Origin of the sequence: Polynucleobacter corsicus, from assembly GCF_018688255.1 — a bacterium.
Taxonomy (GTDB): domain Bacteria; phylum Pseudomonadota; class Gammaproteobacteria; order Burkholderiales; family Burkholderiaceae; genus Polynucleobacter; species Polynucleobacter corsicus.
In genome coordinates this window covers 1,393,403-1,413,075 of sequence record NZ_CP061314.1, presented here as the reverse complement: position 1 = coordinate 1,413,075, position 19,673 = coordinate 1,393,403, and the positions used below count along the sequence as shown (strand labels likewise).

The 19,673-nt window shown below is 46.9% G+C and carries 17 protein-coding genes and 1 tRNA gene; 14 read left to right on the top strand and 4 right to left on the bottom strand.

Going from position 1 to position 19,673, the window contains the following annotated elements; all coding sequences use genetic code 11:
- The first annotated feature begins 18 nt into the window (after window positions 1–18).
- The 10 genes from C2747_RS07290 (at window position 19) to C2747_RS07245 (ending at window position 8,778) form a co-directional block, all read left to right on the top strand.
- Window positions 19–1,281, top strand: coding sequence for a lipoprotein-releasing ABC transporter permease subunit (locus tag C2747_RS07290; protein ID WP_251374729.1), 1,263 nt, complete (start codon window positions 19–21; stop codon window positions 1,279–1,281).
- Window positions 1,274–1,969 (top strand): ABC transporter ATP-binding protein, encoded by a 696-nt coding sequence (locus C2747_RS07285; RefSeq protein ID WP_215330936.1) that lies wholly within the window; start codon window positions 1,274–1,276, stop codon window positions 1,967–1,969. The genes C2747_RS07290 and C2747_RS07285 overlap by 8 nt, the downstream gene beginning before the upstream one ends.
- Window positions 1,966–2,826, top strand: coding sequence for a TatD family hydrolase (locus C2747_RS07280; protein WP_215330935.1), 861 nt, complete (start codon window positions 1,966–1,968; stop codon window positions 2,824–2,826). The genes C2747_RS07285 and C2747_RS07280 overlap by 4 nt, the downstream gene beginning before the upstream one ends.
- A gap of 4 nt (window positions 2,827–2,830) precedes the next feature.
- A complete protein-coding gene (locus C2747_RS07275) occupies window positions 2,831–5,320 on the top strand; it encodes a DNA internalization-related competence protein ComEC/Rec2 (protein ID WP_251374728.1) in 2,490 nt (829 codons plus the stop codon).
- A gap of 50 nt (window positions 5,321–5,370) precedes the next feature.
- Complete coding sequence (locus C2747_RS07270; RefSeq protein ID WP_215330934.1) at window positions 5,371–5,562, top strand: type II toxin-antitoxin system HicA family toxin; 192 nt, start codon at window positions 5,371–5,373, stop codon at window positions 5,560–5,562.
- Complete coding sequence (locus C2747_RS07265; RefSeq protein ID WP_215330933.1) at window positions 5,563–5,955, top strand: type II toxin-antitoxin system HicB family antitoxin; 393 nt, start codon at window positions 5,563–5,565, stop codon at window positions 5,953–5,955.
- Between the two features lie 52 nt (window positions 5,956–6,007).
- A complete protein-coding gene (locus C2747_RS07260) occupies window positions 6,008–6,343 on the top strand; it encodes a hypothetical protein (RefSeq protein ID WP_215330932.1) in 336 nt (111 codons plus the stop codon).
- A 58-nt stretch (window positions 6,344–6,401) separates the two neighbouring features.
- Complete coding sequence (locus tag C2747_RS07255) at window positions 6,402–7,043, top strand: DUF6803 family protein (protein WP_215330931.1); 642 nt, start codon at window positions 6,402–6,404, stop codon at window positions 7,041–7,043.
- A 159-nt stretch (window positions 7,044–7,202) separates the two neighbouring features.
- On the top strand, window positions 7,203–7,643 hold the full coding sequence (locus C2747_RS07250; RefSeq protein ID WP_215330930.1) for a tautomerase family protein: 441 nt from the start codon (window positions 7,203–7,205) through the stop codon (window positions 7,641–7,643).
- 163 nt (window positions 7,644–7,806) lie between these two features.
- Window positions 7,807–8,778, top strand: a complete 972-nt coding sequence (locus C2747_RS07245; protein ID WP_215330929.1) for a dienelactone hydrolase family protein — start codon at window positions 7,807–7,809, stop codon at window positions 8,776–8,778.
- A gap of 177 nt (window positions 8,779–8,955) precedes the next feature.
- On the opposite strand, the gene C2747_RS07240 is transcribed toward C2747_RS07245, so the two are convergent.
- Window positions 8,956–9,032: transfer RNA gene (locus C2747_RS07240), tRNA-Met, on the bottom strand.
- A gap of 258 nt (window positions 9,033–9,290) precedes the next feature.
- On the opposite strand from C2747_RS07240, the gene C2747_RS07235 reads away from it, so the two are divergent.
- The 3 genes from C2747_RS07235 to radA are packed head-to-tail and all read left to right on the top strand — an operon-like array spanning window position 9,291 to window position 13,007.
- Window positions 9,291–11,132, top strand: coding sequence for a potassium transporter Kup (locus C2747_RS07235; protein ID WP_251374864.1), 1,842 nt, complete (start codon window positions 9,291–9,293; stop codon window positions 11,130–11,132).
- Window positions 11,129–11,638: a hypothetical protein gene (locus C2747_RS07230; protein ID WP_215330927.1), complete on the top strand. Its 510-nt coding sequence runs from the start codon at window positions 11,129–11,131 to the stop codon at window positions 11,636–11,638. Before C2747_RS07235 ends, C2747_RS07230 begins: the two co-directional genes overlap by 4 nt.
- A gap of 4 nt (window positions 11,639–11,642) precedes the next feature.
- Window positions 11,643–13,007, top strand: coding sequence for a DNA repair protein RadA (gene radA, locus C2747_RS07225; RefSeq protein WP_215333120.1), 1,365 nt, complete (start codon window positions 11,643–11,645; stop codon window positions 13,005–13,007).
- A gap of 20 nt (window positions 13,008–13,027) precedes the next feature.
- On the opposite strand, the gene prmB is transcribed toward radA, so the two are convergent.
- Genes prmB through dapD form a run of 3 tightly spaced genes read right to left on the bottom strand, consistent with a single transcriptional unit; the run spans window position 13,028 to window position 15,959 of the window.
- Window positions 13,028–13,924 carry a 50S ribosomal protein L3 N(5)-glutamine methyltransferase gene (gene prmB / locus C2747_RS07220; RefSeq protein ID WP_215330926.1) on the bottom strand — a complete coding sequence of 299 codons (897 nt, stop codon included), beginning with the start codon at window positions 13,922–13,924 and terminating at the stop codon, window positions 13,028–13,030.
- Between the two features lie 38 nt (window positions 13,925–13,962).
- Window positions 13,963–15,114, bottom strand: a complete 1,152-nt coding sequence (gene dapE, locus C2747_RS07215; RefSeq protein WP_215330925.1) for a succinyl-diaminopimelate desuccinylase — start codon at window positions 15,112–15,114, stop codon at window positions 13,963–13,965.
- A 17-nt stretch (window positions 15,115–15,131) separates the two neighbouring features.
- Window positions 15,132–15,959: a 2,3,4,5-tetrahydropyridine-2,6-dicarboxylate N-succinyltransferase gene (gene dapD, locus C2747_RS07210; protein WP_215307856.1), complete on the bottom strand. Its 828-nt coding sequence runs from the start codon at window positions 15,957–15,959 to the stop codon at window positions 15,132–15,134.
- A gap of 174 nt (window positions 15,960–16,133) precedes the next feature.
- Between dapD and smc the strand changes: the two genes are divergently transcribed.
- Window positions 16,134–19,655, top strand: a complete 3,522-nt coding sequence (gene smc / locus C2747_RS07205) for a chromosome segregation protein SMC (protein WP_215330924.1) — start codon at window positions 16,134–16,136, stop codon at window positions 19,653–19,655.
- The last annotated feature ends 18 nt before the right edge of the window (window positions 19,656–19,673 follow it).

The window sequence follows — 19,673 nt, the reverse complement described above, 5'->3', positions numbered from 1 at the left end:
ATTCACTAAACTGTAAGTATGTTGAGACTTCCTATTGAGCTAGAAATTGGCCTGCGCTATACCCGATCCAAGCGTCGTAAGACGGTGGGTAAGCGTGATGGTTTCCTTTCTTTTATCTCCGGAATCTCCACTGCGGGTATCGCTTTAGGTGTCGCCGCCCTGATTGTGGTGCTCTCAGTGATGAATGGCTTTCAGAAGGAAGTGCGCGACCGTATGTTGTCCGTTCTTTCTCATGTTGAAATTACTGCCCCAGATGGTTTAGCCAATTGGGAGCCGATTGCACTCAAGGTCGCTGCCCAGCCTCACGTAGTAGGTGTCGCTCCGCTGGTTAGCTCGCAAGGTTTGCTCAGTCGCGAGAACGTCATGCGTGGCGTCTCAATTCGTGGCGTATTGCCAAGCGAAGAGGGCAAGGTCTCTGATTTACCTAAGCAGTTTGTTACCGGCAGCATCGAGGATTTAAAACCAGGCGCCTTTGGGGTTGCCTTAGGCGCACAGCTTGCCAATATGGTTGGCGCTCGTCTTGGTGATCGTATTAATTTGATCGTGCCAGAGAGTGATCTGACTCCGGCAGGCGCTATGCCCAGAATGCGAACACTACAAGTAGTGGGCATTGTCGATAGCGGTCATTATGAATACGACAGCTCTTTAGCCATCATGCATTGGAAAGACGCTGCTGCTTTACTGCGTTTGCAAGATCCATCTGGCTTGCGCGTAAAAGTGGATGATATGCAGCGCGCTCCAGAGATTGCTGCTGAGTTAGCTCAAGTTGTGCCACAAGCTTTATGGGTGAGTGACTGGTCCCGATCTAATCGTAATTGGTTTGCGGCTGTTCAAACTGAGCGCAAGATGATGTTCATTATTCTGACCTTAATTATTGCGGTTGCCGCTTTCAATTTGGTATCCACCTTGGTGATGACGGTGAATGAGAAGCAGGCTGATATTGCAATTTTGAGAACGATGGGCGCGAGTCCGGGGCTCATTCAGAGAATCTTCTTGGTGCAAGGTTTGGCAATCGGCTTATTGGGCTCTCTAGCGGGTGTTGGCTTGGGCCTCCTAATTGCTTTAAATATTGACGTAATTGTTCCTGCAATTGAAGCCATCTTCCGCGTGCGTTTCTTACCGCGTGATGTGTACTTCATTAGCGAGTTGCCATCGGATGTTCGTTTGTCTGATGTGCTCACTGTTGGCCTAATGGCTTTTGGCCTTTCTGTATTAGCTACTCTGTATCCAAGTCGTCGCGCCGCCCAAGTTCAGCCTGCGGAGGCATTACGCTATGAGTAATTCCAATCAAATTATTTTGAGTGCATCAGGTCTAGCAAAGACCTATGGCAAAGGACCGACTGCAGTTGATGTTCTGCGAGAAATTGATTTGCAGGTAAGCGCTTCTGAGAAGGTTGCCATCGTAGGATCTTCTGGCTCAGGTAAAAGCACCTTATTGCATCTATTGGGTGGCTTAGATGCGCCCAGCGCTGGCACTGTCATGCTTGCTGGGCAGAATCTCCATAATTTGCCTGTAAGAAAACTAGATCAACTACGCAATCACAATCTGGGTTTTATTTACCAGTTCCACCATCTCTTAGATGAATTTAGTGCCGTTGAGAATGTGGCGTTACCTTTACGTATTCGTGGTCTGAGTAATGAAGAGTCTATGGAGCGAGCAAGAGTAATGTTGCATGCCGTTGGTCTAGCAAAGCGTGTTCAGCATACGCCAGGCGAACTGTCTGGCGGTGAGCGTCAGCGTGTTGCAGTTGCCCGTGCCCTAGTTGGTAATCCTTCTTGTGTGCTGGCGGATGAGCCGACGGGTAACCTCGATACTGAAACTGCCGATGGTGTATTTGACTTAATGTTAGACATTGCTCGTGAGCAGGGCACTGCTTTTGTGATTGTGACTCATGATCCCATTCGCGCGAAACGTTGTGACCGGATTTTGCATTTAGAGCGCGGAGTATTAAAGACCTTCGCACAATGAGCGAAGCCTATCAAGATCTTGCGTGGGTGGATACCCATTGCCATGTAGATGCGCCAGAGTTCAAAGATATTCTTCCGCAGATTATTTCAGGTGCGGTAGATAAAGGCGTTAAAGCCATTCTGATACCTACAGTTCAGGCTTCTGATTGGAGACCAGCCAAAAATTTAGCAAATCAGTACGGTGATCAAATTCCAGGATTGGTTTACACCTTAGGTATTCATCCACTGTATATCAATCGTGCTAAAGAGAGCGATATTGATACTCTTAAAAATCAGCTTGAGCAATCATTAGATGATCCTCGATTTGTGGGTATAGGGGAGATTGGATTGGATTACTTTGTCGAGGGACTCGATCCCCAGCGCCAAGAATTTTTCTTCCACAAGCAATTGGATTTGGCTCAGCAATTTCAGCTGCCAGTGATTTTGCATGTGCGACGTTCGCAGGATGCTATTCTTAAAGCGCTACGTAAAAGAACCATTCCTAGCGGTATCGCGCATGCTTTTAATGGTAGCCATCAGCAAGCTGAGCAATTTATTGAACTCGGATTCAAGTTGGGATTTGGTGGGGCGGCAACCTACGATCGCGCTTTGCAAATTCGACGACTTCTACAAGAAATGCCATTGGATTGCATCGTTACCGAAACCGATTCTCCCGACATTCCACCGGCCTGGTTAAAAGAGGAGGGCGGCAAGTTCAATGAACCTGCTTTGCTTCCTAGAATCGCTACCCAATTGGCAGACATTCGTGGAATCAGTGACACAGCATTTTCAAAGGCAGTTTGGCAAAACGCTATGCAAGCATTACCCCGTTGGTCATCCCTAGTGACTGACAACCTAAACCTACAATCCGCTTCTTAAGAGCTTGCGCACCAATATTGCGGCGTTTATCGCCGGGGGATCGCTTCTTCTATTTTTGCCTGCTGTGCCAGAGTATTGGGGCTGGATGTGCGCAGCGATCATCATTGTTTCCCTATTTGGCGTTTATCTCAATCGCTTATCGATTCAATATCGCAACGCTAGTAGCGTATTCATGGCAATCTGTTGTTGCACCATGGGGTTTGCTTGGAATGCGGATTACGCGCAAGATCGTTTAAGTAACATCCTCTCCATCGAGTATGAGGGTAAAGACCTTGTGCTTGAGGGTAGAGTCAATGCCTTGCCACAGAGCTCTCCTGGTGGTGCCAAGTTTTCTTTTGAGGTAGATCAGGCATTCTTAGGTAGAGAGCTAATTGAATCTTTTCCTGCGCAGATCTATTTGAGTTGGCAGCCCGCATGGCGCAATCCTCAGGATGTGCCAGAAATCATTCCAGGTCAGCGCTGGGAATTCAAAGTCAAAATCAAAAGACCTTATGGATCTCTCAATCCCCATACTTTTGATTTTGAGCGCTGGTCTTTCCATCAAGACTTTGGTGCCAGTGGAGCAGTCAGGTCAGGAAAGCTAATTCTTGAGAAAGATATCGCCTTTACAGAATTTGCTCTAGCAATGGAGTATCAGCGCTGGAAGTTAAGGCAAAAGATTCAACGCCTATTACCCAGAGATGCGCGATATGGTGGAGTAATTGCAGCTTTGGTGATGGGCGATCAAAATGCAATCGACCAAGATGATTGGCGGGTATTTAATGCTACTGGTATTGGACATCTCATCTCCATATCAGGTCTTCATGTCACGATGTTGGCAGGATTTGGGGCTATGCTCGCCACATTTCTCTGGCGTCGAAACACACTGCCACTTTGGGTTCCGGTTGGTAAGGTCGCTGCTGCAGTAGGTTTTTTGACAGCCTTCGTTTACGCATGGTTGGCAGGCTTTCAGATTCCGGCACAACGTACGATGTATATGGTTGGAGTAGTTGCCTTTGCCTTATGGTCCGGCAGAAATCCTCGCTCATTTGATATCTGGTGGTGGGCCCTATTTTTTGTACTAGTCATTGATCCGATGGCACCCTACACACCGGGTTTCTGGCTATCGTTTGGAGCGGTAGCTGCGATTTTGTATGCCATGCAAGATTCTGATGGTTTGCTGGGGCTGCCCACCGGCAGAGAGTTGGAGGTTCATTGGAAAGACAGAGTGATTCAGGCACTCCGTGAGGCTTGCCGAGTGCAAGCAGTTGTCACCATCGCACTGTTACCACTGACCTTGTATTGGTTTTATCAAGTCTCGATCGTTTCGCCGCTGGCAAATGCCATTGCTATCCCCGTAGTGAGCTACATCGTGACACCCTTGGCTATTGCTGGCGCTTTATTGCCTGACTTCATTGGTAAGTGGTTGTTGATACCAGCCCATGCCACGATGGACTACTTGGCCATCATGCTTGCCTGGATGGCGAGCTGGAAATGGTCAATTGCTTGGTCTAGCCAGCCTGCTTGGTGGGCGATAGCCTTATCAACCATTGGCATCGTTATTGCTATTCGCCCAGGATCTATTCAAGAGAGCTGGATGTCAAGAGTAGCGGGTCTCGTATTGTGCGCAACCCTATTTATTCAGCCGCTGACTAATGCCCATTTAGAAAAAGGCGAGTTTCGTGCAACGGTATTGGATATCGGCCAAGGCACGGCAGTTCTAATCGAAACCAAAACCAAACGACTGCTATACGACACTGGACCCATTCAGGGGAAAGACAATGCTGGGCAAAGAATCATCCTGCCGTATTTGAGGGGTAGAGGAATTCATCACATTGATCGCATGGTGATTAGTCATAGTGATAGTGACCACATTGGAGGTGCTGCAACTCTATTGAAAGAAGTCAGCTTCGATTCCATGATGGGATCCTTGCCTAGCACCAACCCTTTGCTCGCTAATTTAGAAGAGAGAAAGATTCCTGCCATTCCCTGTCGCTTTGGGCAGCAATGGTCATGGGATGGGGTGGACTTTTATATTTGGCATCCACATGAGCAGACGGTTTTTGAGGATCAACACCCCAGAAAGCCCAATGAGGTCAGTTGCGTTCTCGAAGTGCGCAATCAAACCACTTCATTCTGGCTAACAGGGGATGTAGAAAAGCAGGGTGAGGCCGAAATCACAGAGCGCTTAACCCAAACAGCTCTTAATCATTTAAAGGGTAAGAATTTGATATTCATGGCGCCACATCACGGTAGCAAAACATCTTCTTCTCAAGAGCTCTTAACGGCACTCAGTCCCGATGAAGCATTTGCACAAAACGGGTATCGCAATCGTTATGGTCATCCCCACCCAACAGTCACCGCCCGATACCAGAGTATGAATATTCCGTTTCATCAAACGCCAACTACTGGTGCACAAGTTTGGAAATTTCCGGCCAAATCAGAGGGTAGGCAAGGTGAGTTGCTATTTTGGCGGCAGGATAGCGGGCGACTATGGCATCGAGAGCCAAGCTAGAGCAAATAAATTAAGTTGTGTGTATGGTGTGTATAATATAAGGGAGATCAATGCATAGCAAAAAGCTAATTGAGCTTTTAAAGGTTGATGGATGGGTGTTGAGCAGAACAAAAGGATCGCATCACATATTTACTCATACAACAAAGTCTGGACATGTCTGTATCCCGCATCCAAAAAAAGACTTGGGTTTGGGGTTGGTAGAAAAAATACTGAAACAAGCCGGATTAAAGGAGGGGTCTTAGATGAAATATCCAATAGCGATTGAGCCAGGAAACGAGAAAAATGCATGGGGAGTTGTTGTCCCAGATTTGCCTGGTTGTTTTTCTGCTGCTGACAGTGGTCTTGATGAAGCAATAGATCAGGCCAAAGAGGCTATAGAGCTTTGGATTGAGATGGCTTTAGATGGAGGTCAAGCAATACCAAAGCCTAGCTCCTTAAGAGAACTACAAAAGAAAAAAGAATTTAAGGGTTGGGCTTGGGCGATTGTGGAAATTGATCCAGCATTGCTTTCGGATGAAATTGAGCGAATCAATATCACCCTGCCAAAAAGAGTATTGGCAAGATTAGATGCAAAAGCAAAAAAGGCTGGAGAAAACAGATCTGCATTCATCGCGCATTTGGCCCTAACTGCTTGAAGTGTCCGATCTTTTAGCATCTTTGTATTGATATTTGGCGTAAACTAAAAGTATGAAGAAATTCATCGCATTTCTCTTCCTCAGTTTTTTCGTTAGCCAAGTCAACGCTGCGATGATGCCTGTTGATTTAAATGTTGCCAGCAGTGTTGTTGTAGCCACTAGTCATGACCACTGCCAAGAGGCTGTATCTACTGGCCTCACTGAGGATGGTAAGTCTAGTACTAGTGTTAGCGCTACCCATTATTGCTGTGCAGTTGTTGCCATTCTGAGTGTTTCTCCTGAGTTTTTTGTATCACAGCAGGTCGACGTACACTTACACAGCGATGCTTCAACACCCGCATCTAATATTGCTGAATCTATTTACAAGCCTCCCAGAAATTATCTGTAATCACTTTTGATTGTGGCATTGAGATGCCTTTTGATAATTTTCGTTTTGGAGAATCGTAATGAACATGACTCACTACATGGAGTTGTTGGCTGACAATCAGCCTTGGAATCTACTCATTTTTATGGCTATACCGATAGTGCTTGCTGAAACCCTAGCAATCACTGAGCTATATATCTTGTTTACCCGAAAGTTCGATGGCTTTGTTTATCACCTCAATCGATTTGCGGGCACGACGGTGGGGCTGTATTTCATTGGTGTGATCGCATATCTAATGACTACTGCAGTACTACCCATTACTAAAAATAATGAGTGGCGCACCGCGATTGATGTGATTGCGGTTGCTAGTTATCTGATTGGTGGCTTGCCTCTGATTTGGATTGCCCTGCAGGAGTTTGGTTTTGTGAACAAATCCTTAGATCAAATGGGTAAGCTGAAAATCCATGCGATCTGCGTTGCATTATTTTTAGTCTTTGGACACATCGCCATGATTGCCGGGATGCTGGATCCTGCTTTATTGGGGTACAAGGGTGCTAACACGCATCAAATGGGTGGTGGCGCCAGTAGCGCCGGTCATGAGTACTGCGATCCAGCAATGCATGAAGAGATGAAAGTAATTCATCAGCAGATGATGAATGGTGGGAATATGTCCAATAGCAATCCTAATAAGATGCCCATGAATCCCAAAAGTCACGTGCATTAAGGCCCGGCGTTGCCCTGCATTCTGTACATCGGAACTGCATGATCCCGAAGGTAGTTTTGTTGTTTCTTGGTGATTCGGGGCGGAATCGACCAGGGCTTGTGATGGCAGATCCTGTTAGTGATAAGGTAAATTTAGATTAAAACACTTTTGGAGTAAAAAATGCCGACCTACACAGTGACTTATTCAAATGCCAAACTAAGCGACGTACAAATGGAGAATATTGCTCAGGCCATTACGAAGACCCACAATGCGTGTACCGGCGCGAATACCTACTTTGCTCAAGTGATATTTCAAGAAACCCCTGCCGGTAAACACTTTATGGGAGGTAAGCCGGTCCATGATGGCCAAATCTTCTTACATGGACAAATACGGGCAGGACGACCACCGGAACTAAAAGAAAAACTTATATTGGCAATGAGGGAAGCTTTAATTAAAAGCTCTGGTCTAAGCAAAGATCAAATTTGGATTTACATTGTTGATCTCGTTCCCGCCCAGATGATTGAATATGGAGAAATCCTTCCCATATCGGGAAAAGAGAATGAGTGGTTTGCTAGCCTATCAGCCGATCTACAAGCAAAACTAAAGGCCCTAGAAAAATAGCCCAAAAAGTGGGCTATTGTGATTCTTTGTGGCCCGGGACCGAGGATACCTAAATCTAGTGAACTATAGCTTCCAAGGGCTTTCCACTAAGGATCTTCAGCGTAGATTCTGCTACTATTTTTTTGGCAATATAAATTAATAAAAACACTGGGGACAAAATCAAATGAAGTATTTACTTGTAGCCTTTCTAGCCGCTATATCTTTCTACTCGCAGGCTGGGACTGACATCGTTTACCCGCCACGCTCAGAAATCTATTCCATTCCGAGCTTAACGATATCTGACAAGCAGTTTTTGCTCGGGGACAAAAATGGCAAGGAGGTGACTGTTAACGGCATTCTTCGCTTTCCACCCAAACCAGCAAGTCAAAAAATTCCAGTTGTTTTCTTGGTACATGGCTCAAGTGGAATGGGGGCAAATATAGACTATTGGTCCAATCATTTTTTAGGGCAAGGCTACGCCACTTTCGGTATGGATGGCTTTACAGGAAGAGGTCTCACTATTGTGGGTCCTAATCAAGCTCTGCTTGGCAGACTGAACTTAGCTCTTGATAGCTATAAAGCAATGGAAATTTTAGCTAAGCATCCACGTCTTGATTCCAATAAGTTTGTCATGATGGGCTTTTCCAGAGGCGGACAAGCAACTCTATTTGCCAGTCTTGAGAGATTTAATAAAATGTGGAATAAGAGTGGTACTCAATTTGCCGCACACATTCCATTTTATGCCGACTGTGTGACTAGTTATATTGGCGACACTAAAACCACTGGCAAACCTATTCGACTTCATCATGGGGTCACCGACGACTACAACCCTATAACTGCCTGCCGAGATTACGTAGGCAGATTAAAGGCGGCCAATCAAAATGTAGAAATGTTTGAATATGAAGTAGGTCCCCACGCCTTTGATTCACCGCTGGGAGCGATTCCTCCTGTAGTTTCAAAAGACGCCCAAACTGTTAGGTCTTGTAGGATTGTTGAAAAGACAGCAGGCAATCTTATTAACACCCAAACAAATCAAGAGTTTAAATACTCTGATACTTGTGTTGAGTTAAATCCTCATGTTGGTAAAGATGATGATGCTACGCAGAAGTCAACTCGTGAAATTGATGCGTTTTTAGTAGATCTCTTTAAGAGCTAGGCCGGTCAAAATGAGGGGAAAGAAATTGCTCCTTTAATCTGGATTCTTGCCGCTGAATGCTTTCTGAATAAGGGGCTTGTAAACCATCAAACTCTTTAGTTTGATGGTTTTTGTCTTTTTACTGAACCCTAGAAAAGCAAAAAGCCCTTATTAAATAAGGGCTTAGAGCTGTAATACTGGTTGCGGGGGCAGGATTTGAACCTACGACCTTCGGGTTATGAGCCCGACGAGCTGCCAGACTGCTCCACCCCGCGTCTGAGTCTGAGATTCTAGCATTTTTTAGTGTGTACTGTCGAGCTATTCCTGTAAATAAGACCTGAAAACGCGGTTCTTTGATGGAAATAAGACTGCAGAGTCAGCCCCTATAAGGAGTAATATATTGCCACGCAACATTGTGATGAGGCTTATTCATGTCAGTTAGTAACCAGGAGTTTTCGCAATCCTCTCTATTAAGACCGGTTGAGATTTCTCGGCAAGAGAACGCTCACCCTAAAGGCGCCTCGTTTTCACTCATGCTTGCAGCTATTGGAGTGGTGTTCGGTGATATTGGAACCAGTCCTCTCTACGCTTTAAAGGAGTGTTTTAGTCCTGAGCATGGCATTCCTTTTTCACCCGAAGCTGTTTATGGCGTGATTTCCATGGTCTTTTGGGCATTTGCAATTGTGGTGTCTCTTAAGTACGTGATGTTTGTGATGCGCGCCAATAACCATGGTGAGGGCGGCATTCTGGCTTTAATGGCCTTGGCATTGCGTACCGCGCCAACTGGTTCAAAGCGCTCTCTTGCCATCATCATGGCTGGCGTCTTCGGAGCCTGTATGTTTTATGGCGATGCCATCATTACTCCAGCTATCTCAGTGCTGTCTGCAGTCGAGGGCTTGGAGGTGATTTCCCCTGAGCTATCGCGCTTCGTTATTCCGGCCACCATCATTATTTTGGTGGCACTTTTTTTTATTCAGAAAACAGGTACCGCTGTAGTAGGTAATCTATTTGGCCCGGTCATGCTGGTTTGGTTTTTGGTTGTGGGCCTTATGGGCGCGTATCAGGTAATTGAGAACCCGGCTATCTTTGCAGCAATTAATCCTATTTACGCCATTCAATTTATGCACGAGCATGCTCTGCAGGGATTCATTGTTCTGGGCGCTGTCTTCTTGGTATTAACTGGTGCCGAAGCACTCTATGCTGATATGGGGCACTTTGGCATTAAACCTATCCGCATGGGCTGGTTCTTATTTGTGATGCCTTGTTTGCTCTTAAATTACTTTGGTCAGGGCGCGATGTTCTTGGGTCATCCTGAGACCATCACCAATCCATTCTTCTTGATGGTGCCTGAGGGCTTTGTCATTCCTTTAGTGATCTTGGCAACGTTAGCTACGGTTATTGCCTCTCAGGCTGTGATCTCTGGCGCGTTTTCCATGACGAGTCAAGCTATCTTGTTGGGCTTTGTCCCGCGCATGAAAATTCTTCACACGTCTGATCGTGAAATCGGTCAAATCTACATGCCGCTCGTAAATTGGACTTTATTAGTTTTAGTGATTGCAGTGGTCTTAGCATTTAAGCAATCGGCTAATTTAGCTGCTGCTTACGGTATTGCGGTAACCACCACCATGATTGCAACGACATTCTTGGCGGCTATCGTGATGCGTGTTGTTTGGCGCTGGAATACCCTCTTAGTCACTTTAGTTATCAGCGCCTTTCTGATTGTTGACCTGGCTTTTCTGACTGCTAATCTATTGAAGATTATGGAAGGCGGCTGGTTCCCATTACTGCTAGGTGCAGCTTGTTTCCTATTGCTGATGACTTGGTATCAAGGTCGTAAATTATTACGTCAACGCGCAATGGAGGAGGGTATTGAGCTCAAGGGCTTCATTGATGTGCTAATGAAAAATCCTCCACATCGTGTTGAAGGTACTGCCATCTTTTTGACTGCTCACGTAGACTATTTACCAGTCTCTTTCTTGCACAACTTGAAGCACAATCACATCCTTCATGAAAGAGTGCTCTTTCTCAAGGTGAGTATTTGGGATGTGCCTTATGTAAAAGATGAAGAGCGCATTACCTTGCGTGACCTAGGAAATAATATTTTTATAGTCAGGGCCGTGTATGGGTTCAATGAAACGCCGGACATGGGCAAGATCATTGAGTTGATTGAGAATTCATCGGACCTCAAATTCAATTTGATGGATACCTCATTCTTCCTTTCTAGGGATACTATTGTCTCGACAGAATTGCCGGGTATGGCGATATGGCGTGAGCGTTTGTTTTGCTGGATGTATCAAAATGCCGGTCGTCAATCTGACTTCTTTAAGATTCCTGCCAATCGTTTGGTTGAGCTTGGCGCAAAGGTAGAGATTTGACAAAGCCTGTTTCCTTACGATCCCTGCTTTCATTAGGGGCATTCCTGCTGGTTTGCTCCTTCAGCAGTCTAGTTCTTGCTACCCCTGCCGAAGAGGCGCAGCTTGAGCAATTGGACAAGATTGAGCGTGATCTTGAGTTGCAGCGTGATTGGGCTAAATACCGCTGGGAAAAAACCAACTCTGAGTGCTATCAGAAATATTGGGTCAATAGCTGCCTAAAAGATGCTCGTGCCGAATATCGTAAAGAGATTGATCCTATTCGTGTGCAAGAAGTGGAGTTGCATGAGGTGCAGCGCAAGTTACGGGCTAGCATTAAAGATCAGCGTGACGCTACTAAGATTGCTGAACGTGCTTCTGCTGAAAAAGCCGCTGAGCGCACGGCTAATCAAAAAGAATTTGAAGAGAAGCAAAAAGCAGCCGCTGCTCGTGCAGCAGATGTAGAGCAACGTCGTAAAGATGCACCTAAGCGTGCTCAAGAAAATAAAGCGGGCACTCAGCTCGATTAATCCCTTGGCCAAAATAAAAACAATCTATATCTGTCAGTCATGTGGCGGCACCTCCGCTAAATGGCAGGGGCAGTGCCCCTCATGCCAGGCATGGAATACCTTGGAAGAGGGTGTTCCCGAGGTCAGCTCCAACACCCGCTTTCAGGGGCTGGCACAGTCACTCCCCCGTCAAAAACTTTCCGCCATATCGGCTGAAGATCTGCCGCGCTTTAGTACTGGCGTAGAGGAGTTTGACCGCGTACTGGGGGGTGGATTAGTTCCTGGTGGTGTTGTTCTATTAGGTGGTGATCCTGGCATTGGTAAATCCACTCTCTTGCTCCAAGCCCTTGCTGAGATGAGTGCTGCTGGCATGAATGTGCTCTATAGCAGTGGTGAAGAGTCTGCAGCGCAAATTGCATTACGTGCCAAACGCATTGCATTAGACGCACCTCAATTAGAGGTATTGGCAGAGATTCAGTTGGAAAAACTCTTATCCATTATGGATACGGTAAAGCCACAGGTCTTGGTAGTCGATTCTATTCAGACTTTGTATTCAGAAGTATTGAGCTCAGCTCCAGGTTCGGTTGCCCAAGTGCGAGAGTGCGCTGCTCAATTAACTAGAGCTGCTAAATCTAGTGGTATTTGTGTTTTGATGGTGGGGCATGTCACAAAGGATGGCCACTTAGCCGGCCCTCGTGTGCTCGAGCATATTGTGGATACCGTTCTTTACTTTGAAGGTGATACCCACTCTTCATTTAGATTAGTGCGCTCGATTAAAAATCGCTTTGGCGCAGTCAATGAGCTCGGTGTATTTGCGATGACTGAAAAAGGTCTACGTGGTGTTGCAAACCCTTCGGCTATTTTTCTTTCTCAGCATGCGGAGATGGTGCCGGGCGCCTGCGTATTGGTGACGCAAGAAGGCAGTCGACCACTCTTAGTAGAAATTCAGGCGCTAGTCGATACCGCGCATATTCCCAATCCTCGCCGCCTAGCCGTTGGTTTAGAGCAAGCCCGTTTAGCCATGCTCTTAGCAGTGTTGCATCGCCACGCCGGTGTTGCCTGCTTTGATCAAGACGTCTTTTTAAATGCAGTCGGTGGTGTGAAGATTTCAGAACCGGCAGCTGACTTAGCAGTGTTGTTGGCAATTCAGTCTTCGATTCGCAACAAGGCCTTGCCTAAAGAGTTGATCGTATTTGGTGAGGTTGGCTTAGCGGGAGAGATTCGTCCCTGCCCACGTGGTCAGGAGCGCTTGAAAGAGGCTGCCAAACTCGGATTTACTGTAGCCATTATTCCGAAGGCCAATATGCCTAAGACCAAGATTCCAGGATTAAGAGTGATACCAGTAGAGCGTATTGATCAAGCGATCTCTGCAGCGGCAGAGCTGAGCTAAGCTAAGTCTCAGAATTGAATTTAGCGCAAGTCTTCTGCTTGAATCAGTAGCACTTGCTCATCGCCCGCAGATACTTCCATCCAGATGACAGGAATTTGAGGGAAGGCCTTTTTAAAGTGCTCATACTCATTGCCAATCTCAATCAGAATGGCACCACGCTCAGATAGGTAGTCAGGAGCACCGGCAATAATCTTCCGAATCAGATCCATGCCATCATCGCCACCTGCCAACGCAAGAGCGGGCTCTGCATGGTATTCAGCAGGCAGGGCGTTCATCGAGTTGGCGTTGACGTAAGGCGGATTACAAATGATGAGATCAAATAGATTATCTTCATGGGGTTCTGGTAGCGCATTCCAGAGATCACCCTCAAAAAGTTCTATCTGTGAAGTCAGGCCATGACGATCGAGATTGCGAGATGCTACTGCTAATGCAGGCAAACTAATGTCACATGCACTCACATGAATATCAGGACAAGTTAAAGCTAACAAAATCGCTAGAGAGCCATTACCAGTGCAAAGATCGAGCGCTTTGCCATCAGCCGGCAACCAAGGTTCTAGCGAGCCATCTACGATGAGCTCAGCTATCCAGGAGCGAGGAACAATACTCTGCTCGCTAGAGAAAAAAGGTACGCCCATTAACCAGGCTTCACCCAAGATATAGGCTAATGGCTTACGTGTAGAGATACGGGTTTGTGTCACTTCAAGCGCCTGAGTAATTTGCTCGGCATTCATCACTTGCTCCAAGTGATCGAGTGCATCTGTAGGGCTGAAGTCAAGTTGTTTGCTGACAATCCAAAGGGCTTCACTCTGTGCATCAATGGCGCCATGGCCATAATGTAAATCAGCTGTTTCTAATTGCTGTGCAATCTGATCAATGCATTGATCAAGCGTCAGAGATTGCTGGGGCGCAGGGTCCATGAGGAGTTTTTGTATGAAAAGTAATTGACGAAACAGGCTTAAGCAACAAGTTGCTCGAGTGTCTTGCGATAGATATTTTTGAGTGGCACCACATCATCCACAATCACGCACTCATCAATCTTGTGGCTAGTCGCATTGAGCGGTCCAAACTCAACTACTTCTTTGCAGATCTTCGCAATGAAGCGACCATCACTCGTGCCGCCAGTGGTGGAGAGTTCTGTATCGATCTTGGTTTCTGCTTTAATGGCTTTACGTAGGGCGCCAGCAAGGGCGCCATCACCCGTAATAAATGGGCTACCACCTAAGACCCAATCAATTTCAAAATCGAGACCTGCAGTAGTGAGAATTCCCTCTAAGCGACTACGTAACTCTTCTGGCTTGCTCTCGGTAGAGAAGCGGAAGTTGAAATCAATCGCCAACTCACCAGGAATGACGTTATTCGCACCAGTACCCGCGTGAATATTCGAAATCTGAAAGCTCGTAGGTTGGAAATACTGATTGCCCTTATCCCACTCAGTCTCAACAAGCGCTTGAATCGCTGGCGCTGAAAGGTGAATTGGGTTTTTACCCAAGTGAGGGTAGGCAATATGCGCCTGAATGCCTTTAACCCGAAGCTTGCCCGAGAGTGATCCACGGCGACCATTCTTAATCATGTCGCCGAGTTGATCAACTGAAGTTGGCTCACCAATCACGCAGTAATCTAAACGCTGACCTTGCTTTTGCAAGCGCTCGCACATGATGACTGTGCCATCGTTCGCTGGACCCTCTTCATCACTAGTAATTAAAAAGGCAATCGTGCCCTTGTGATCTGGGTGGGTGATAACAAACTCTTCAGTAGCAACTACAAATCCTGCTAGGGAGGTTTTCATATCCGCAGCGCCACGACCGTAAAGCACACCATCTCTAATAGTTGGAGAAAATGGATCATTGGTCCATTTTTCTAATGGGCCAGTAGGCACAACATCAGTATGGCCAGCAAAAACTAAGACTTTGCCTTGATCTCCAGAGACACCCTTTTTGATTGCCCACAAATTAGTAACCTGAAAGTTCTCAGGACCACTCACAACGCTCTCTGTATGAAAGCCGATGGCTTGAAGGCGTTTGGCAATGAGTTCCTGGCAACCTCCGTCCGCCGGGGTTACCGAGCGGCAGGAGATAAGGGCCTCAGTTAACTCTAAGGTGGAGCTCATATATTTAGCTTTAAAACTTAATCTCGTAAGAGTTCGTTAATCGCAGTCTTAGCTCTAGTTTGAGCATCTACCTTCTTCACAATGATTGCAGCGTACAGGCTGTACTTGCCACAAGCAGAGGGAAGGGAACCTGGAACTACAACGGAACCTGCTGGTACACGGCCGTAATGGATCTCACCGGTTTCGCGGTCGTAGATCTTGGTACTTTGACCAATGTAAACGCCCATGGAGAGAACAGCATTTTCTTCAATAACGACACCTTCAACGACCTCAGAGCGGGCGCCAATAAAGCAGTTATCTTCAATAATCACTGGACCGGCTTGGATTGGCTCCAAAACACCACCAATACCAACACCACCAGAAAGATGGACGTTTTTACCGATTTGGGCACATGAGCCTACGGTTGCCCAGGTATCCACCATGGTGCCTTCACCGACATAAGCGCCGATATTGACATATGAAGGCATTAAAACGGCATTTTTACCGATAAATGAGCCACGACGAGCCATTGCAGGGGGAACCACGCGAAAACCGCCATTGGCGAAGTCTTCGGCAGTGTAGTTCTCAAACTTGCTCGGCACCTTATCGTAGAACTGGGTATAGCCACCAGCGCCCATCGGTTTGTTGTCTTCCAAGCGGAAAGACAGCAAAACTGCCTTTTTGACCCACTGGTTTACTTCCCATTTGCCAACGCTACGGCGCTCGGCCACGCGAATACTGCCTGTATTCAGGCCTTCGAGCACGGCGTTCACGGCGTTGCGGATTTCCCCGGAAACGGCCTCAGGAGACAGGTTTGCGCGGTTTTCCCAGGCTTGATCGATGATGCTTTGTGGTGATTTGCTCATGCTTTTCAGTTAACTATCAGATTGTTAAGGGGTTTTGTCCCTGGATAAAGATTAATCATTATATCGGTGGGGCAAAAACCCGTGTGGGGAGCCTTAAGCTTGCTATCATCTTCCCACTTTAGTAATAATTTTTACCCCCTTATTTGAACCCCTTTTTTCCCTGCAAAGTACGCCGTGCAACTGAAATCCATCAAACTTTCCGGCTTTAAGTCCTTCGTCGATCCAACCCATTTTGAAATGCCAGGTCAATTGATCGGTGTTGTGGGTCCTAACGGTTGCGGAAAGTCGAACATTATTGACGCCGTACGCTGGGTTTTGGGCGAGTCTCGCGCTAGTGAATTGCGTGGCGAATCGATGCAAGACGTGATTTTTAATGGCTCGGGTTTGCGTAAACCTTCGGGTCGTGCCAGCGTTGAACTCATTTTTGATAATTCCGAAGGGCGCGCTCAAGGTCAGTGGAGTGCTTTTACCGAATTGGGTATTAAACGTGTTTTGACGCGTGATGGTAATTCTAGTTATTACGTCAACAATCAAGTTGTACGTCGTAAAGATATTCAAGATATTTTCTTGGGTACCGGTATGGGCCCAAGAGGCTACGCGATCATCGGGCAGGGCACCATCAACCGCATCTTGGAAGCAAAGCCAGAAGAGTTGCGTGTTTTCTTGGAAGAAGCAGCTGGTGTTTCTAAATATAAAGAGCGCCGTAAAGAAACTGCATCCCGCCTAGAAGATACAAAAGAAAACTTAGTACGCGTAGAAGATATTTTGCGTGAGCTCGATCAGCAAGTCACTCGTTTAGAGAAGCAGGCAACCGTAGCCGAGCGTCACGCTGAGCTATCTACCGAGATGAAGTCTCAGCAACAGCTTTTGTGGTTCGTGCGCCAGACCGAGGCTGGTAAAGAGCAAGAGCGTCATGCTAACGGTATTCGTGACACGCAAGTTAGCTTAGAAGAGCAGACTGCCAAAATGCGTCATGTGGAGACTGAGCTCGAGACCATGCGTACTGAGCAGTACGCTCTACAAGATAAAGTTTCTCAAGCTCAAGGCGATTTGTATCAAACGAATGCTGATGTCAGCCAAGTAGAATCACAAATTCGTTACGTGCAAGAAGCGCGTCAGCGTCTGCAACAGCAATCTCAAGATTTACTAGCTCAACTGCAACGTTGGACTGTTCAAGAAACTGATGCAGCTCAAGCGCAGCGCACTGCTGAGCATGAGCTCAGCCTAGCTGCAGAAAAAGAGCAAACCTTAATCGCGGATTTATCTGGCCTGCAAGAGCAAATGCCAGCACGCGAAGAGGCTTATCAAGTTCATGCACGCGAACTGAATGATGCTCGCGAGAACTTAGCTACGATTGATCAGCGCTTAGCTAGTTTAGGCGAGCGCGTTAAAGCCATCACGTCACAAGTAGAGGAGCTCAAGGGGCGCGATACCCGTCTTGAGGCTGAACTCGCTGGCATGCGTAGACCAGATGCCGAAGCATTGCAAACGGCTACTGATCGTCATGCGATGGCGCAACGTAAGGTAGATGAAGCGAGACAAAAAGCAGGCGAGGCGCAACAACGTGTTCCTGCAGCTGATGAAGCTCGCAATACCGCACAACAACAGATTCAATCTGCTAACCAAGAGCTAGCTCAAACCGAAGCCAAACTCACTGCATTAACTGCCTTGCAAGCTAGCGTTCAAGCTCAAGGCAAGATTGGTCCATGGCTTGAGAGCAAGGGCTTAAAAGAGAGCAAGCGTTTGTGGCAAGAGCTCAAAGTGGAGAGCGGTTGGGAAGCTGCTTTAGAGTCAGTCTTACGCGAGCGCTTAGCTGCGGTTACCGCTAAGAGTGTTCAAGAAACGTTAGCTTTAGCCAATGATGCACCCCCAAGTCGTTTAGCTATTTTGTTAACTGAGGATATTTCTCCTGCGCACACGACTGTGCCAGCAGATTTCACACCCTTATTAACTCGTGTTCAAAGTGCAGGCGCACCACGCGTAGCTGCTGTATTGCAAGAGTGGTTAGATAACATTTACATTGCCAATAGTTTGGAAGATGCATTGCATCGCCGTGAGAAGTTACCTGCTGGCGGTGCTTTCGTGACTCAGCAAGGCCATTTAGTCAGTCGTGTGGGTGTGCAGTTGTACGCAGCTGACTCTGAGCAAGCTGGTATGTTGGCACGTGCTCAAGAGATGGAAGGTCTTGAGAAGCAATTACGTGCACAGAAGTTAATTCAGAGTGAGTTGCAAGGTGAGTTAGATCAATGCGCTGCTAATTACCAAGCTGCTCATCAAGCTGCAGAGCAAACCCGTATTGCTGCAGAGCAAGCCGTACAAGAAGTGCATGGCTTTGAAGTGGAAAGAATGCAGTTAACTCAAGCTGAAGAAAAGTACAGCCAACGCGCCGAACAAATTCGGGGTGAGTTAAGTGAGTTGCGTCAGCAAATGGAGCAATTGACTCAAACTCAAGAGCAATCTGCACAAGAGCTCGCACAGTCAGAAGAATCCAAACAAGGTTTACAAGAAAATTTAGCTATTGCTCAAGAAAAACTGGAGCTAGCCACCCAAGAGCGCGATCGCCTGCGCGAATCCCTACGCTCTTCAGAAATGTCTGCTCAAGAAGCGGCATTTGCAACTCGTTCTTTACAGCAGCGTATCTCCGACTTGCAACGCGACCAAAGTACTGCGCGTGTGCAGATCATGGAGATTCAGGATAAGCAGGCGACTTCCGAGCAAGAGCTTGAAACTCTCAGCGACGAAGAAGCTCAAGATAAATTACAAGGATTGTTACTGGCCCGCAGCGCTCGCGAAGCAGCATTAGCTAACGCCCGCACAGAACAAGATGCACTGTTGCATCAATTACGTGAAGCTGATGAAGTGCGCTTGCAGATTGAGCGTAGCCTTCAACCGATGCGCGACAAGGTAGTCGACTTACAGTTGCGCGAACAGGCTGCCCGTTTGAACTTTGAGCAATTTGCAACCTTGTTGTCAGATGCTGAAGCTGACCTATCTGCACTGGAAGTGAGTTTTAGTCCGGATCTGAAAGTAGGAGCGCTACAAACTGAAGTAAACCGCCTCAACTCTGAGATTCAATCTTTAGGCCCAGTCAATATGGCTGCCCTAGATGAGCTCTCCAGTTCGCGTGAGCGTAAGCAGTTCTTGGATGCTCAATCTGCTGACTTGAATGAAGCAATGCAAACTTTGACGGATGCGATCGCCAAGATTGATGCGGAAACCCGTGATCTATTGCAGGGCACCTTTGATCAGGTCAACATGCATTTCGGTAAGTTATTCCCTGAGCTCTTCGGTGGTGGTCATGCAGAGTTGGTAATGACTGGTGAAGAAATCTTGGATGCTGGTGTTCAAGTCATGGCTCAGCCTCCAGGCAAGAAGAACAGTTCCATCTACTTACTCTCCGGCGGTGAAAAGGCCTTAACTGCAATCGCTTTAGTCTTCTCATTATTCCTCCTCAATCCCGCACCATTCTGCTTACTTGATGAGGTTGATGCGCCATTAGATGATGCGAACACCTTGCGTTATGCGCAGATGGTTGCCAAAATGTCTAGTAAGACTCAATTTGTATTCATCTCACACAACAAGATCACCATGGAAATTGCTCACCAGTTGATTGGTGTCACCATGCAAGAGCAGGGTGTATCTCGTATTGTGGCGGTTGATATCTCTTCTGCGGTATCGATGGTGGAGGCAGCTTAAGTGGATTTAGAGCAAATC

Bases quoted from the DNA above. Each gene is read 5' to 3' on its own strand.
- C2747_RS07290 (WP_251374729.1), top strand. From the start codon at position 19: ATGTTGAGACTTCCTATTGAGCTAGAAATTGGCCTGCGCTATACCCGA.
- C2747_RS07285 (WP_215330936.1), top strand. From the start codon at position 1,274: ATGAGTAATTCCAATCAAATTATTTTGAGTGCATCAGGTCTAGCAAAG.
- C2747_RS07280 (WP_215330935.1), top strand. From the start codon at position 1,966: ATGAGCGAAGCCTATCAAGATCTTGCGTGGGTGGATACCCATTGCCAT.
- C2747_RS07270 (WP_215330934.1), top strand. From the start codon at position 5,371: ATGCATAGCAAAAAGCTAATTGAGCTTTTAAAGGTTGATGGATGGGTG.
- C2747_RS07265 (WP_215330933.1), top strand. From the start codon at position 5,563: ATGAAATATCCAATAGCGATTGAGCCAGGAAACGAGAAAAATGCATGG.
- C2747_RS07260 (WP_215330932.1), top strand. From the start codon at position 6,008: ATGAAGAAATTCATCGCATTTCTCTTCCTCAGTTTTTTCGTTAGCCAA.
- C2747_RS07255 (WP_215330931.1), top strand. From the start codon at position 6,402: ATGAACATGACTCACTACATGGAGTTGTTGGCTGACAATCAGCCTTGG.
- C2747_RS07250 (WP_215330930.1), top strand. From the start codon at position 7,203: ATGCCGACCTACACAGTGACTTATTCAAATGCCAAACTAAGCGACGTA.
- C2747_RS07245 (WP_215330929.1), top strand. From the start codon at position 7,807: ATGAAGTATTTACTTGTAGCCTTTCTAGCCGCTATATCTTTCTACTCG.
- C2747_RS07235 (WP_251374864.1), top strand. From the start codon at position 9,291: ATGCTTGCAGCTATTGGAGTGGTGTTCGGTGATATTGGAACCAGTCCT.
- prmB (WP_215330926.1), bottom strand. From the start codon at position 13,924: ATGGACCCTGCGCCCCAGCAATCTCTGACGCTTGATCAATGCATTGAT.
- dapE (WP_215330925.1), bottom strand. From the start codon at position 15,114: ATGAGCTCCACCTTAGAGTTAACTGAGGCCCTTATCTCCTGCCGCTCG.
- dapD (WP_215307856.1), bottom strand. From the start codon at position 15,959: ATGAGCAAATCACCACAAAGCATCATCGATCAAGCCTGGGAAAACCGC.